We start from the raw sequence: 14,419 nt of genomic DNA, 5'->3' as shown, positions 1-14,419 counted from the left end.
CGTAGCCGAGCGGCGCTCTCCCGCACAGGAGACGGGCCCAGATCGGCGTTTTCGGCGCACAGGCGCACTCCAGTGCGCCGAGCACCGAAAACGTCGAGATGGGCCTGTATCCGAAGCGGGAGCGTGCCGCTCAGGTGCGTGGCGTTCGCTGCTGCCCGAGCTGGTCGAGGCCGAGGTCGCGCGCCTTCTGGGCGAGGGCCTCGATCTTCTTCTTCCCGTCGGCATCAACGCTCGGCATGAGCGACGTCAGCATCCCCGACAGCGTGCCGTCCGCCAACTTCGCGCTCGGCGAGCCGGGCGCGACGAGCTGCTTCAGGTCCTCGGGCAGGCTCGCATTGCCGTTCAGGTAGTCGCCGACCAGCGCCCGCACCGTGGCGCTCTGATCGACGATCCCGTCGATCGACTGGCCGAGGGTGATCGCCTTGACGAAGCGGTCGAAGAACGCCCCGTCGCCGCCGACGATGTTGATCTTCGCCTGATCGAACGCGCCCCGCAGGATCTCGGCCTGCGCCCGCGCGATCTCGACGCGGATGCGCAGCGCCTCGAGCTCCACCGCCCGCTCCTTCTCGAGCCGGAGGCGGAACTCCTCGTGCTCGCGCCCGACCCCGTCGAGCGCCCTCATGGCCGCGGCCTTCTCCGCCGTGCCGGCCGCCTCGGCCAGGAGCCGCTGCTTGATCGCGGTCGCCTCGGCGAGGCCCGTCTTCTCGAGGGCCATCGCCTCGGCCTCGCGCGTCCTCGCGGTCGCGAGCCCCTTCTGCTCGATGCCCGAGGCCTCGGCGAGCAGCCGCTCCCGCGTGACGAGCGCCTCGGCCCGCCCCTGCTTCTCGATCGCCTGCGCCTCCGCCTCCTTCACGAGCACCCGCGCGAGGCCCTGCTTCTCCTCGCCGACGGCGGCGGCGTTCATCTTCTCGAGCGCCACGCGCGCCTCGGCGAACCCCTGCTTCTCGATCGCCTGCGCGTCGGCCTCCTTCACCCGGATGCGCGCCAGCCCCTCGGCCGCGGACTCGGCCTGCACGCCCTCGGCGATGCGGATCTTCGCGCGCGCCGCCTTGTCGCTCGCCTCGAGGTCGGCGTCGGCCGTGATGAGCTTCTCGCGCGCCCGGAACTTCGCCGCCTCCTCGCTCGCCTCGGCCCCCTTGATGTGCTTGACGAGCTGCTCCTGCGCCTCCGCCTCGGCGTTGATGCGCGTCACGTCCTTGAGGCGCGTCGCCTCGGCCACGGCGCGCACGTCCTTGATCCTCTCCTCCTCCTCGGCCACCGTCTTCTCGACCGCGATCCGCGCCCGGACCACGTCGGCGATGTCCTTCTTCTGGATCTCGAGCTCCTTCTCGCGGGCGATCTGCTGGAGCGACACGTCGCGCTCGCGGCTCACGATCTCGAGCTGCCGCGCCTTCTCGACGCGCTCGGTCTCGACCGCGATCTCGCGCTCCTTGTTCTTCTGGGCGACCGAGACGCCGCGCTCCTTCGTCTCGCGGGCGACGAACGCCTCCTCGTCGTTCTTCTCCTGGAGGAGCACCGTCTTCTTGCGCTCGTCGCTCGTGACGCGCGCGGCCTCGTTCTGCTCGCGCGCCTGCGACACCGCGATCTCCTTCGCCTTCTTCGCCTCGGCCTCGGCCCGGCGCTGCTCGAAGCGGAAGATGGCCTCGTCGGAGTTCAGGTTCTGGCTGCCGATCTCCATCCGCTCCTTCTGGCGGAGCTCGTTCGTCAGCACGTTCTGCGCGACCGTGAGCTCGGTGATCTTCCGGATGCCCTCGGCATCCATGATGTTGTCCTTGTCGAGCAGCTCGATGGGCGTCTGCTCCAGGTAGTCGATCGCCGCGTCGGCGAGCACGAACCCGCTCAGGTCCTTGCCGATGACGTCGAGGATGTCGTCCTTGAACTTCTGCCGCTCCATGTAGAGGTCCTCGAAGTTCAGGCGCTTGCCCACGGTCTTGAGCGCCTCGGAGAACTTCGCGGCGAACAGCTGCTCGAGCGTCTCCGGGTTCGACGCGCGGACGCAGCCGATGGTCCGCCCGACCGTGCGCACGTCGTCCTGGGTCTTGTTGACCTGCACGAAGAAGGTGACCTTGATATCCGCGCGGATGTTGTCCTTGCAGATGAGGCCCTCCTTGCCGCGCCGATCGATCTCGATCGTCTTGACCGAGATATCCATGTACTCGGCGCTGTGGATGATCGGCAGGACCATCGTCCCCGTGAAGGTGACGATGGGATCCTGGCCTCGGGTGTTGATGATCAGCGCCTTGCCCTGGTCCACCTGGCGGTAGAACTTGGCGTACATGACCAGTATCCCGAGGGCGACGAATGCGAGGACACCGACGAGGACGGCGATGAGGGGGACAGTCAAACTGGGCACGCGGAGCTCCTTCGCGTTTCGGCGGAGGGGAGGGCGCTGACCCTCGCTTTCGATTCAGCGAGGGTCAAACGCCCAAGCCCGCTCCGAGCCGGGTCGGGGGCCACACGACACCCCCTCAGGCGAGAGCGTACACGAAACCGCCGGCGCGCCAGCGGCGTTCAGCCGCCGCGACGCTGCTCGTCCCGGGGTCGCACCGCGGGGGTGGGCTCGTCCTCGGCGCCCTCCGGGGGCGCTTCCACGCGGGACGCAAGCCGCCCGGCGAGGGGAGGGGGCGGGCCGAGCAGGGCGTCGAGCGGTTCGACGCTGAAGACCTCCCCGTCGGGGTCCCAGCTCACGAGCAGCGCGCGGTCACCGCGGCGGAGGGCGCCGGGCGTGTCGCACCGGACGTCGAGGATGTGGCTCGCGCCACCTTCGTCGATCACCGCCTGGCCGAAGCGCTCGTCGACGCGCCCGGTGGAGATGACGCACACGCGGCCCACGAGGTCCTTCTTCGCCTGGCCGTGCCGGGTCACGAAGAGCGGCCCGAGCGGCCGCACGGCGAGCGAGGTGAGCAGCACGGAGACGACGAGCGATCCCGCGAGCACCGCGAGGCCGAGCGCCCAGCGCGGCAGCTCCCAGCCGACCCAGAGCGGCTCGACGGCCATCGTGGACAGGGCGCTCGTGAACCAGCCGAACGCCGCGATCAGCGTGAGCGTCACGGTCGCGGGCACGCGGTGGAGGTCCAGGGCCACGAGCACCGAGCCGACGCCGGGCGCGCCGTCGGCCCCGTCGGCCACGCCCTCGACCGCGCCCTTGGCGGCGCCTTCGAGCGCGCCCTTGGCGGCGCCCTCGAGCGCGCCCTTGGCGGCGCCTTCGAGCGCGCCCTTGGCGGCGCCTTCGAGCCCGCCGAGATCGGGCGTCGCGTCCCCGTGGGCGCCGCCGAGCAGGTCGAGGTCGAGCGCGCCCACGAGGACGAACAGCCAGTAGATGAGGGCGAGCGCGAGCACGACCGTGAAGATCACGGCAGGGAACATCAGCGATGCGGCGAGCACCTCGGCCATGGGCAGACGCGAGCAGGGTGCAGGCGCGGGGGAACGAGGCGCGATGCGGCGCCCGCGACCGGCGCCCCGATTGGATCACAGGGAGGGGAGGAGCGGGGCCAAATTCGGCCGTCCGGCATGCCGCCGAAAAGACTTGACATGCCCCGGCAGGCGTCCGCGGCGCGGCGCGCGGATCCGGGGCCGATGGGCCTGCTGATTGCTGGCGCTCGCTGCAAACGGCGGAATTCCGGACAGCCCGAGCGCTGGGTGAGTCGTTCGTTAGCCGGCTGCTGAGTGATAAGGTCGTCGGGGGTCGTCGGCCGACGCCAAGGCCTGGAACTGGGTGATGGCTTCGTAGACTCCCAAGCCGATGCCTCTGCTGAGCTGGTCTCGCTCGACCATGTTGTGCGTCAGAAAAATCAGCACCGAGTTGTCGTTGGCGTCCGCGCGCCACCAGCCTCCGAAGCCGCCTGGCCAACCGACTGCACCCTTGCGGCCCCCACACACCGTGGGCTCGGCCTTCTTTGGATCGAGCACCACCGCGACGCCCATCCCGAATCCGTGACCGCCCCGGAAGAGCGGCATGCCTCCCACTTCAGCCGTAGCGCGTTGCTGCTCGGTGAGACGGTTGGAGGTCATCAAGGCGAGAGTTTCGGGCCGCAATATACGCACGCCGTCCACGGCGCCTGCTCCGAGGAAGATGCGCGCGAATGCGAGATAGTCGTCCAACGTCGACCACAGCCCCTGGCCACCGGAAACATATTCCATGTCATCGGGCCGTTCAGGAACCGTCGAGTCGCCTGGACAGGTGAGGCGCGCGGAGAGGCGGCCCGAACCATCGAATCCGTAGTTCTTGACTCGCCGGTTTCGTTTTTCACGTGGCACGATGAAGCTGGTATCGGTCATGCCAAGCGGATCGAAGATTCGGCGCTTGAGCACGTCGCCGAGCGGCGCGTCCTCGATGCGTGCAATGAGCAACCCAAGGAGATCGGTCGAGTGACCATAGTGAAGGGTGGCCCCCGGCTGGTCGAGCAACGGCAAAGCAGCCAGCCGCGTGATCCAATCATCGGGCGCCACGTCGCTGTCGATATCGCCTCCCAGCGCCTCCCCATAGGCCTTCGCGATGGATCCACGATGTAAAGCCCCGTAGGTTAATCCCGAGCGGTGCGTCAGCAGATCCTCGAAGGTGATCAGTCGTTCTGCCGGGTCGGTCTCGTCGAGTGGACCCGTGGGAGAGCGCAGGACGCGCATGTCTCTGAATTCCGGTGCCCAGCGAGTGATCGGATCGTTCAGCGCGAAGCACCCCTCCTCGAACAGCATGAGCGCGGCCGTCGAGGTAATCGGCTTCGTCATCGACGCAATGCGGAACAGACTGTCATGCTCAAGGGGCAGCTTTGCCTCCAGGTCTCGCCACCCAACAGACGCGTGCTGAACCACCTTGTCGTCGCGCCAAACCATCGTTGTTGCGCTGGCAAGCGCGCCAGAGTCTACGATCGCCCCGACGGTTCTCGCGATCTGGTCTCCTCCGTTCATTCGGTCCCTCGATTAATTTCATGTCTGGCTAACGTTGCGGTCTGCTGCAAGCGTGTGAGGAAGCCCGAAGGGCGCCCGAACACGCTTGTCAGGAGCAGCGCAGAGTTGGGCAGCCTATACGTCGTCGGCGATGCGGACGACGACCTTGCCCTTGGCGTGGCCGCTCTCGAGGTAGGCGAAGGCCTCGGCGACCTGGTCGAGCGCGAACGTGCGGTCGACGATGACCTCGAGCTTGCCGGCGTCGATCGTGCGCGCGAGCTCGGCGAGGTCGGCCCCGCTCGAGTGCATGAACAGGAAGCGATAGTCGACCCCGCGGCGCGCCGCCTGCAGCCGCGTCTTCGCGCTGATCAGCCAGAACAGCGCCGCCAGCCCGCCGCGCCCGCCGAGGTCGACGAGCGCGGTCCGGGGCTCGGGCACGCCGGCGATCGAGACGACGGTCGCCCCGCGCTTCACGACCGCGAAGCTGCGCGCCAGCGTGTCGCGGCCGACCAGGTCGAAGGCGCCGTCGTGGTCGCGCAGCTCGTCCTCGAAGCGGCTGCGCGTGTAGTCGACCACGACCTCGGCGCCGAGCCGACGCACCAGCGCCTCACCGCGCGGCGACGCCGTCGTCGACACGTGCGCGCCGAAGTTGCGCGCCAGCTGGATCGCAAAGGTGCCGACCCCACCCGCGCCGCCGGGGATGAAGATGCGCTGACCCGGCGCGACCCGCAGCACGTCGCGCAGGGCCTGCAGCGCCGTCAGGCCTGCCAGCGGCACACCGGCGGCCGCGGTGAAGCCGAGCGTGGCGGGCATGTGCGCGACCAGGTCCTCGCGCACGCAGGCGTACTCGGCCAGCGCGCCCATCACGTCCTTGTTGACCCGCGTGTACACACGATTGCCGACGACGAAGCGGGTGACACCCGGCCCGGTCGCGTCGACCGTGCCGGCCAGCTCGTTGCCGAGCACGATCGGCAGCGGGTAGCGGCGGATGACCCGCAGCTGGCCCTGACGGGTCTTGAAGTCGACCGGGTTGAGGCCGGCCGCGTGCACGCGGATCCTCAGCTCGCCGGGGCCGAGCTCGGGGCGCGGCACCTCGCGCAGCTCGGTCGCCTCGGGGCCGCCATATCGCTTCAAAACGAACGCGCGCATCTGCATGGTGCGCGCAGTTTACACCGATTATTTTGTCGCGCCGACGCGGGGCCCGCGCGCCGTGCACTGGGCGCAGCTCTGGCTCGACGACCGCGGCGTGCGCTCGCCATGACGGGCTCGGGCCGGGTGCCCACCTACGCCGCGTCGAACCCGAACGCCATCGGCTGCCACGTTGGATCGCGCGCGGGTGCTGCCGTTCTGGGCTGCGAGGGTAAGTTCAGAGGATCGAGGATGCGGCGCACCACCGCTGAGTCGGTGATCGTGGAAAGCACGCGCATCCTCCGTTCGCATCTCGGGCAGCGGAGCGCATCGAAGCCGAACGAACGCTTCATGAGCACGGCCCACTCGACGTAGCGCGACGTTGCAAACAACTCCCCTTCGAGCAGCCGCCCCCAGTGCAAGACCGAGATCAGGGTCGGCTCAACTCGCACCGTGGGCTCGGCATGCGCGAGCGACCTCGCTGAGAGCGCCGGCGGAGCGCACGGCGACGCGGGCGCGGGCGACGCGGGCGCGGCGGGCGACGCGGGCAGAGGCGCGTGCCCCGCGCACGGCTCAGCCTTCGCTTCGGCGGCGCGGCTTTCGGGCGGCCGCGCGAGCCGCCGTTTCCGCCGCCGTTTCTCACGCCGGCGAGCTCGCCGCCATCGAGGTGGACGCCGGCGCGCGGGGCCGCCGTCGATGTCCAACTGGCCGGGGGTGCGAAGCGGGTCGCGGAGGTCGAGGGGGACACGTCGAGTTCTGGTGACTGGCCGTTCGTCAACCAGTTGGTTGACGAACACTCCCGCCGCGTAACCGCGTGCGCGCCAGCGCACGCCCGGGACGGCTCGACCCCCATCCGTTGCGGTTTCACCGCAGCGTTTCTCTTTGACGCCAACGCCACACGCCCAGAAAGATCGTTCGCGCCCCATAGCGCGGGTCGCGATCCGGCCAGGGTTTCCGCCATGTCTACGTGCTCACACCCCAAGGTCTGCCTGCTCTGCGCTTGTGCGCTCGTCGTTGTCCCGGCGCCCGCACAGGCACTCGAGGTCAGCGGCGGCGTGAGCGTGGGCGGGATCCAGGTCGGGACCGAGCCAAAACTTGCGGTGAGTCCTTCTGTCGGGTGGCTCTGGCGCAGAGAGAAGGATTTCCGGATCGAAGTCCACAACATGCTCAGCATCGTCTCAGGGGCACGTGTAGGAGTCTACGATCGAACGGCCGTTACGCTTGGATACGTCACGAAGACAGGTAACGTCAGTCTTGGGCCGTCCCTGGCGATCTACGCGATGCCCGTGTGTGGTGTCGTGTTCTGCGACAGCGTGGTAGGTCTTGCTCCAGGTGTTCGCGGGCAGTCTGATTGGTTCTTTGCTGGTCGCCTGGGCGCGTCCGTGAGCGCTAACGTGGACTGGGCCGGCGGGAGTAGCCGGTTTCTTCCTGGTAGCTGGGTTGTGATGGTCGCTGCTGGGCGTGTTTGGAGATTCGGCGGGGAGTCCAAATGAACAAGCTCTGTGCTCTTCTATCTTTCGGTCTCGCAGGGTGCAACTTCGATGTCGGAGACTGCTACCTCCGGAGTGATGGCGAGAGCGGTGCCGGCGGCATCATCGTCACCGCGACAGGGGTCGGCGGCTACGGCTTCGGCCCGACAGGGACCGGTGGCTTCGGGCCTGTGCCGCCGCTGGAGCCGCAGGACGTGGATCCCGCTCCTCCCGTCTGCAACATCGCGGCCCAGAGCCCATGCAACGAGAAGTGCGAGGCGGACTACGAGTCTGCTTCCGTCGCATGTGGTAAATTCGAGAGCGAAGCGCAGCGGAGGGCGTGCAGTGAGAGCGCCTACGCTGATTATCGTAGCTGTCGAGAATATTGCGAGCGGACAAGTAATAGTAGCTGTGACGAGAAGTATCAAGATTGCATCAACCGCGGTTCGTGGCGGTCTTGTGCAAGACCAGGGTCTGGAGACGCAGGCGAAACGAAGTGTCGAACCTGCTATAGACGATGCCAGTCCGGGGATCCTCCATCGTCGGATTGCAAAAAGTGTCTATTCTGAGGTTTCAATGAATATTCACGTCACCACAAATGAGGACATTCGGAGAGCGGTTCGGCGCGGGCTTCGCCTTCCTGTACGTTTCATGCGCGATAACGTGCTGGAGGGGCCGTGCGCGTCCGATCCCGAAGACCATTGTGAGCGGCGGTGCGATTATTGGAATCTTCGAGGACGGGAACGGACACGATTCCGTTCGTCATTTGATGATCTTATCAGCGCCGTGAAATCGCGTCGACGAATCGTCGTATGGACGTCCGGGTTGTGGAGGGATAGGTTGATGCTGTGGGCGCTCTGCGCGTGGAGGCTCCGCTATCGGCCCGAGCACCCGGATCTCGACATCGTCGTCCTGGGAGATGCGCCGGAGGATGGGTTTAGCCGTGGATTCGTCCACGTGAAGCCGGCCGACGCGCGCCGCGGTCTGGACGACGCACGCGCTCAATCTCGGACGCGCGTCCAGCACATGGCGCGCTCTTGGCGAAAGCTATCCGGTCGGTCTCCGGTGCTGTCCGCCGAGGGTGGGCGCGCAGATCGAGTGCGGAAGGATCTCGTAGAGCTGGGCACCCACCAAGCTGCGTTCTTTCCTCGGGTGGACGGTAGCGCGCTCACCCTATCTTGGGTTGACGAGCTCTTGTTCGCGTGTCTCGATAAAAACTGGTCGACGCCCGCGGACGTATTTATGCACCGTTCATCGGCTGGCGAAGAGCTGCGTGATGGTTGGGGGATGCGCATCGGCGATTGCTTTCTCGCCATGCGGCTGCGCCAGTGGGCCGAGCACCGTGGGACCGATGCCGCACTGGAGAGCGTGCCCTATCGGGAGGAGAGGATTATGCTTGAGGCTCGCTATAGGTTGACGGCTGTCGGCGATGAAATAAAGCGACACGGTCTTGTTGAAATCGCTCAAGGAGCGCCGCTGCCGGTGTGGGGTGTCACAGCGTACGATCCGCTGGCTCCTTGGGTCGTGGTGGACCATGGCACAGCTCACCAGCGCGTCCGGCGACTTGAAGATCGCGCTACGCAGGACGAGGAATGACGCCCGCGGCCACACGCGCGTCCGTCTGGCCGAGTTCCGCGGGGTCGCCCCTCGGCCAGGGGATCCTCTCCTCCAGGTAGAAGCGCCGCGCCAGCTCGGGGCCGTCGCCGTCCACCGTCAACTTGGTCGAGCTTGGGGCCGTCGCCGGCGAGCTCCTCGAGCGCGGGCTCGACGACCCCGCCGCGGTGTGGAGGTGGAGGCCAATTGCACACGGCGGCCGGCTCGGTGACGGCACCGGCCCCGATGCGATCGGACGCGGGCTCGGTCACGTCAGCGCCGAGCTCGACGTCTATTCCTCGCTCAGAAGGGCGCGCATCTTGTCGAGCAGATCTCGCTTGACCCGCTCGCGGTTCAAGTCGTCCTCGTAACCGGCGCCGACAGGCGACACCTTTGTGACTACCCTGAACATCTTGAGAGCGTCAATCATCCGCTCCGCCTCATGGTCGTCCAGGTCGCGCCGGAGGTGTACAACCAGCCCTTTGATGCTCACCGCAGCCGCCCCCCTTTTCGCATGGAGAGCTCCCTGGCGTATCGGCTTCTGAGGATCTCGCGCAATGCTTCGATTGCCTTCGCGCGTCGCTTGTAGAGCGTGGAGATAGGCAATTCTACATCCTCGGCTATCTGAGCCATCGATACACCGTTCAGATCGTGTGCCACGAGAATAGATCGTAGATCCGGATCCAGGTCGTTCACCGCGTCGATGACGCCGGTTCTGATGCTGTCGGACTCCATCACAGCAGCGGCGTCCGGCGCTGGATCGACCGCATCGATCCAGTCGACCAGCTCCTCCCTGCGGCGCTGCGCACGCTCGTGGTAGCGCGAGGCAACGTGTACGGTGATCCCGTTCAACCAGCGTTCTGGCGTGCCGCGCGTCGGATCGAACCTGGACCAGCTCTCCCAGGCGCTGACCCAGACTTGGCCCGCCACGTCGCCACGATGGCACCGCGGGACACCAAGCTTCTCCAACCAGCGCAACACGGCACGAACCAGCGTCGGACAAAACAAGCGCTCGCGTGCAGCGGCGCGCTCGCGTTCATTCGGCGGACGACACACGGATTCACCCCCCTGCGCACTATCTCCCGTCCCGTGATGACGACTCGCCCCGGAGCCGCGGCTGTGGAGGTGGCGGGAGCTTGGCCCGTGCGTTTCGTCTCCTGGACGCGAACATCCTTGTCTGGACGCAAGGCAGATCTCGGCCTTGTGCTGTCCGACGACATCACCCGCGTCACCGCTTGCTGGCTGTCGGAGGGACGCCGAAGACTCAGCGAACTTGCGTCAGAAGCGCTTCACGCTCCGCGGCGAGCTCTCCCTGCGGGAACTCCCGTGCATGTGTCTCAAGCAATCGGCGCGCCTCTGCATCTGCGACCGCGTTATGGTCCTCGATGGCCCTTCGGGCCTCGTCGATGAGGCTCTGCTCGCGCTCGCTGACGGCTGGAACCACCGCGCGGACGGGGAGCGAGGTACGACGAACCGGCGCGCCTGACGGGGCAGACGCCCGTGCGTCTCGGTCCTGCGCCGCCTGTTCGATCGCCTGCGCGGCGGTCGCAACCGCCGCGGCCGCCGTGCGCATCGGGAGTTGGGCCGGTGGCTGCGCGACGTCTTCCACGGCCGGTGCGGGCGCAGGAGCGCTCTCCACCGCCGCCCCCAACCGCGACTCCGGACTGAACGACTCCGGCAACGTCGAGATGACGGCGCCGGTCAGCACGACGGCCGCCCCCTGCACCAGGATCTTGATGCCCAGGCGGCCTAGCTGGCCCAGCCACCCCTCGCGGCCACGCAGATCGAAGGCGAACGGGACGCATGCAGCGTCGTCCCATCCGCGCGCGCGTTGCCGCGCCCTCCGGCGTTCCACGGCCGCGGCGAGCTCCTCGAGCGCTCGGCGGTATCGTGTCCTCACCGTCTTCGGCTTGAGCCCCAGCTCGGAGGCGATCTCGACGAGCGGCACCTCCTCGATCGCGTGCTTGATCAAGACGTCGCGGTACTTGGGGTCGACCTGGTTGATCAGGTCGCGGAGGAGCGCCTCTCGCTGCTGCCTGCGGAGCATCTCTTCCGGAGTCGGGCACTCCGCCCGAAGCTCGTGGTCGTCGAACGAAGTCAGGACTTCCCCCCGACGGCGTTCGTTCCGGACGTGGTTTCGCGCCTGGTTCAGGACGATGGTGGCACCATAGGACGCTCGGGCCTCCCCGAGCTCGATCCGCAGATCCGCCTCCAGTCCCCGCAGCAAGGCGTCCTGCGCGAGGTCCTCCGCGTCTCGCGCAGGGACCCCGAAACGCCGCGCGAGGCGCCGGAAGAACTCGAAGCCGGTAGGGGTGCTGCCTGGCTCGCCCATCACCGGTAGAACACCTGAGCCGTCCGGAGGGCTTCAAGAAAATGCAGGGCGGCCCCAGCGTCGGTCGGGCAATGTGCGACATGTGGGCCGCGAATTGCGTGACTGCATGAGCAGCGATGGCCGCATTCCTCGATCGGGCGGGAATTTCTCGTCTGATCGTTCAGGTCATGCTGCTTTCAGAGCCGTTGACGCGCCACGTCTGACGTAAGTACGGTCTATCCATGCGTTTTGTTGCGCAATCGCTCTGGAGTTGCCTGATGCTTGGCGTCGTGATCGGCACCACGCATCCGGCGCGGGCGGAGGACCGCAAGCCGGCCGCCGCACGAAGCGACGATTCGATCGTAAAAGACCCTCTTCGCCGCGCCCGACGAGCTCGGGCATCGGGCAAGTGGACCGAGGCACACGCCGCCTACAAGGCGGCCTTCGAGGCGATCGACTCGACATCTGTCACAGAGAGAGAATCCGCTGAGATCGCTGGAGAGCTGGGCCTCTGCGAGCTCGAGCTGCGCAAGTTCCGTGACGCGGCGGAGCACCTGGCTTGGAGCCTTGAGCGGCGGAAGGCGCTTTCTCCTGCCCAGCAAAAAAGATTCGCGGATGGACTGGCCAAGGCCGTTCGGTTCGTCGCGACGCTCTATCTGTCGGTGGATCCGCCGGACGCCGAGGTGCTCGTCGATGGCAAGCCCATCGGTCGACCCAGGCGGACCTACACACTGTTCTTCGAGCCTGGCAAGCACATGGTGAAGGCCCAAGCACCGGGCCGCGAGGAAGGATCCCAGACGCTGGACGCGCAGGCGGCGACCGAGCCGACCATGACGATCCAGTTGCCGCGCGCCGCGGTGAGCAGCGCGGGCGAGGGCGAGCCAGCAGGCCCCACGAAGAAGGCAGCCACGGAGGCGCAAGCGGCGAGGCCCTCCGCGCCGGCTCCGGCGCCATCGGCTACCTGGCCGGGGACGGCGCGGATTGGCGGCGTTGTGCTCACGACGGCGACGGCGGCGGCAGGCGCGATCTTTCTCCTGCGGGCCAATGTCGTGCATGGCGATCTTCGCGAGGGGGATGTCCGGCGTCGCGCGCAGGGGTGGACGTCGTCGACGTGCCGGGACGCGGACGCCGCCGCGGCCTGCGCGGACATCCATGGCCAGATCAAGGAGCGGAATCTGTTCGCCACCCTCGGCAAGGTGTCGCTGGCGACGAGCGCCGTGTTCGGGGTGGCGACCGCCGCATCCTTTTTCACCGAGACCGCGCTCTTCGGGACCGCGCCGGCCGCCGGGGGCCTCCACGCTGCCCCGGTGGCGACCAGCGAGCAAGCGGGACTGATCCTTCGGGGCGCCTGGTGAGGCGGAGGGGCGGAGGGAAGCTCATGGGCCGTCGGCTTGATGATCGAGTTCGCGGGATTGCTCGTTACCTCGCACTCCTTGCGCTGGGCTCAACGGGCGCCGCCGGCGTCTCCGGCTGCTATTCCGACAGCTGCGCAGAGGGCTACCTGTGCGAGCCGCTCCCTCCCCAGCCATCGCCCTGTGACGGGCATCCAGCGACGGCGCCGGCGCTCGACGAGTGCGGGGTGTTCGTCAGCGAGCAGGGCGACGACAGCAGCCCCGGCATCAAGGGAGCGCCGGTGAAGACCCTGCAACACGCGATCGGGCTCGCAGAGCACGGGCGAGGCCGCGGCGAGGAAGCGACCCGGCGCGTGTACGCGTGCGGCGGGGAGTTCGCGGAGACGATCACGCTGCCCTCGGGGATCGACCTCTGGGGCGGGCGTCGGTGTGACGGCGGGGATTGGTCCTACGAGGGATCGTTCGGCGGACCGGATCACCCGACGATCATCGCTCCGCCGGGGGGGATCCCGCTGCGGGTCCTCGGGGAGGCGGGTACGGCGCTCGCAGGGGACGACACGACGTCGGTGATCGCCGGCGTGCGAGTGGTCGCGGCGGACGCCTCGGCGCCCGATGGCAAGTCGTCGATCGCGGTGATTTTGAGCACCGGGGCCAGGGCGATCGTGCAGGACAGCGTGATCGTCGCGGGCAACGGCAAGGGCGGGGCGCCGGGCGAGGACGCGGACACCGAGCGGGCGAAGGACGGCGAGTCCGGGAACCACGGCGCGAACGCATGTACTGTGGACGCTGCCGTGGGCGCCCTTCCGGTGGTCACCGTGTGCGACGACGGCATCGAATCGACGGGCGGCTACGGCGGTGACGGCGGACTCGACGTCGGCGGCGATGGCGCACCGGGGCAGCCGGCGCTCGCGGAGGATCCCGTGCGCGACAGCCAAGCGGGGCGCGGCGCGGATCAAACGCGATGCCGCGACGGAGGCGATGGCGCAGACGGCGCCGACGGTGGTCGTGCGGATGGCGCGTTTGGTCCAGGCTTTCTCAGCGACGATGGATGGATCGGTGTCCGTGGTGAGGACGGGACGAAGGGCGGCGTCGGCTATGGCGGCGGCGGCGGCGGCGGCAGCAAGTCGCGCGGACCCATGTTTGCGTGTCCGACAAGCCGCCCCCAAAGTGGTGCGGCCGGCGGCTCGGGGGGAAGCGGGGGTTGCGGCGGCAAGGGAGGTTGGGGCGGCGGCTATGGCGGCGCGAGCATCGGTATCGTCGCGCTGGAGGGCACGGACCTGACCGTCGCCAACACCAACGTGTTCACGGGCAAGGGCGGCAACGGCGGGGTCGGCGGAACGGGCCAACCGGGCGGCGCTGGTCAGCTGGGCGCTCACGGAGGCGTGGGTTTTGTTGATGCAATGTGGGGTGCATGCAAGGGCGGCGCGGGAGGTCACGGCGGTCGCGGAGGCGATGCCGGCGGCGGGCTGGGCGGCGCCTCCGTCGGCCTCGCCTACGTGGTGCCCAACTTCGCCATTCGACCCGGGACCAGCATCACCGTCGGCTCCGCCGGTGACGGCGGCCTCGCGGGGAACGCCGGTCCGGAGGACGAGGTGGGCAAAGGGAAATCCGGCCCCCAAGGTCCTCTGGTTGCCTTCCCGGCGGCAAGCGAGCCGATCCATTGAATCGCGCCGCGTGACACG

11 protein-coding genes are annotated in these 14,419 nt (G+C 68.1%); 3 read left to right on the top strand and 8 right to left on the bottom strand.

What is annotated here, in order from left to right; all coding sequences use genetic code 11:
- Positions 1–130: 130 nt before the first annotated feature.
- The 5 genes from WMF36_RS28310 to WMF36_RS28290 form a co-directional block, all read right to left on the bottom strand.
- Positions 131–2,353, bottom strand: coding sequence for a hypothetical protein (locus tag WMF36_RS28310; RefSeq protein WP_437573877.1), 2,223 nt, complete (start codon positions 2,351–2,353; stop codon positions 131–133).
- A gap of 158 nt (positions 2,354–2,511) precedes the next feature.
- On the bottom strand, positions 2,512–3,393 hold the full coding sequence (locus tag WMF36_RS28305) for a glycine zipper family protein (RefSeq protein WP_437573876.1): 882 nt from the start codon (positions 3,391–3,393) through the stop codon (positions 2,512–2,514).
- A 258-nt stretch (positions 3,394–3,651) separates the two neighbouring features.
- Entirely contained in the window at positions 3,652–4,905 is a 1,254-nt protein-coding gene (locus tag WMF36_RS28300) for a serine hydrolase domain-containing protein (RefSeq protein WP_437573875.1), read from the bottom strand.
- Between the two features lie 114 nt (positions 4,906–5,019).
- Positions 5,020–6,033 carry an NADP-dependent oxidoreductase gene (locus WMF36_RS28295; protein WP_437581974.1) on the bottom strand — a complete coding sequence of 338 codons (1,014 nt, stop codon included), beginning with the start codon at positions 6,031–6,033 and terminating at the stop codon, positions 5,020–5,022.
- A 134-nt stretch (positions 6,034–6,167) separates the two neighbouring features.
- Positions 6,168–6,464: a hypothetical protein gene (locus WMF36_RS28290; protein ID WP_437573874.1), complete on the bottom strand. Its 297-nt coding sequence runs from the start codon at positions 6,462–6,464 to the stop codon at positions 6,168–6,170.
- Positions 6,465–8,057: 1,593 nt separating this feature from the next.
- Here WMF36_RS28290 and WMF36_RS28285 point away from each other — a divergent pair.
- The gene (locus WMF36_RS28285; protein ID WP_437573873.1) at positions 8,058–9,077 is read left to right on the top strand and encodes a hypothetical protein; all 1,020 of its coding nucleotides are present in this window, start codon (positions 8,058–8,060) and stop codon (positions 9,075–9,077) included.
- A 289-nt stretch (positions 9,078–9,366) separates the two neighbouring features.
- On the opposite strand, the gene WMF36_RS28280 is transcribed toward WMF36_RS28285, so the two are convergent.
- The 3 genes from WMF36_RS28280 to WMF36_RS28270 form a co-directional block, all read right to left on the bottom strand.
- A complete protein-coding gene (locus WMF36_RS28280; protein WP_437573872.1) occupies positions 9,367–9,567 on the bottom strand; it encodes a hypothetical protein in 201 nt (66 codons plus the stop codon).
- Positions 9,564–10,130 (bottom strand): sigma-70 family RNA polymerase sigma factor, encoded by a 567-nt coding sequence (locus tag WMF36_RS28275; RefSeq protein ID WP_437573871.1) that lies wholly within the window; start codon positions 10,128–10,130, stop codon positions 9,564–9,566. The genes WMF36_RS28280 and WMF36_RS28275 overlap by 4 nt, the downstream gene beginning before the upstream one ends.
- Before the next feature lie 208 nt (positions 10,131–10,338).
- On the bottom strand, positions 10,339–11,406 hold the full coding sequence (locus WMF36_RS28270; RefSeq protein WP_437581973.1) for an RNA polymerase sigma factor: 1,068 nt from the start codon (positions 11,404–11,406) through the stop codon (positions 10,339–10,341).
- A gap of 221 nt (positions 11,407–11,627) precedes the next feature.
- Here WMF36_RS28270 and WMF36_RS28265 point away from each other — a divergent pair, with 221 nt between their 5' ends.
- Both WMF36_RS28265 and WMF36_RS28260 read left to right on the top strand, forming a co-directional pair.
- Positions 11,628–12,740 (top strand): hypothetical protein, encoded by a 1,113-nt coding sequence (locus tag WMF36_RS28265; protein WP_437573870.1) that lies wholly within the window; start codon positions 11,628–11,630, stop codon positions 12,738–12,740.
- 23 nt (positions 12,741–12,763) lie between these two features.
- On the top strand, positions 12,764–14,401 hold the full coding sequence (locus WMF36_RS28260) for a hypothetical protein (RefSeq protein WP_437573869.1): 1,638 nt from the start codon (positions 12,764–12,766) through the stop codon (positions 14,399–14,401).
- Positions 14,402–14,419 lie beyond the last annotated feature (18 nt).

It is taken from the genome of Sorangium sp. So ce887, assembly GCF_051521455.1.
Taxonomy (GTDB): Bacteria; Myxococcota_A; Polyangia; order Polyangiales; family Polyangiaceae; genus Sorangium.
This window is presented reverse-complemented; position numbering and strand designations above follow the sequence as displayed.

Coding starts and splice junctions, on each gene's coding strand:
- WMF36_RS28305 (WP_437573876.1), bottom strand. CDS start 3,393: ATGGCCGAGGTGCTCGCCGCATCGCTGATGTTCCCTGCCGTGATCTTC.
- WMF36_RS28300 (WP_437573875.1), bottom strand. CDS start 4,905: ATGAACGGAGGAGACCAGATCGCGAGAACCGTCGGGGCGATCGTAGAC.
- WMF36_RS28295 (WP_437581974.1), bottom strand. CDS start 6,033: ATGCGCGCGTTCGTTTTGAAGCGATATGGCGGCCCCGAGGCGACCGAG.
- WMF36_RS28285 (WP_437573873.1), top strand. CDS start 8,058: ATGAATATTCACGTCACCACAAATGAGGACATTCGGAGAGCGGTTCGG.
- WMF36_RS28270 (WP_437581973.1), bottom strand. CDS start 11,406: ATGGGCGAGCCAGGCAGCACCCCTACCGGCTTCGAGTTCTTCCGGCGC.
- WMF36_RS28265 (WP_437573870.1), top strand. CDS start 11,628: ATGCGTTTTGTTGCGCAATCGCTCTGGAGTTGCCTGATGCTTGGCGTC.
- WMF36_RS28260 (WP_437573869.1), top strand. CDS start 12,764: ATGGGCCGTCGGCTTGATGATCGAGTTCGCGGGATTGCTCGTTACCTC.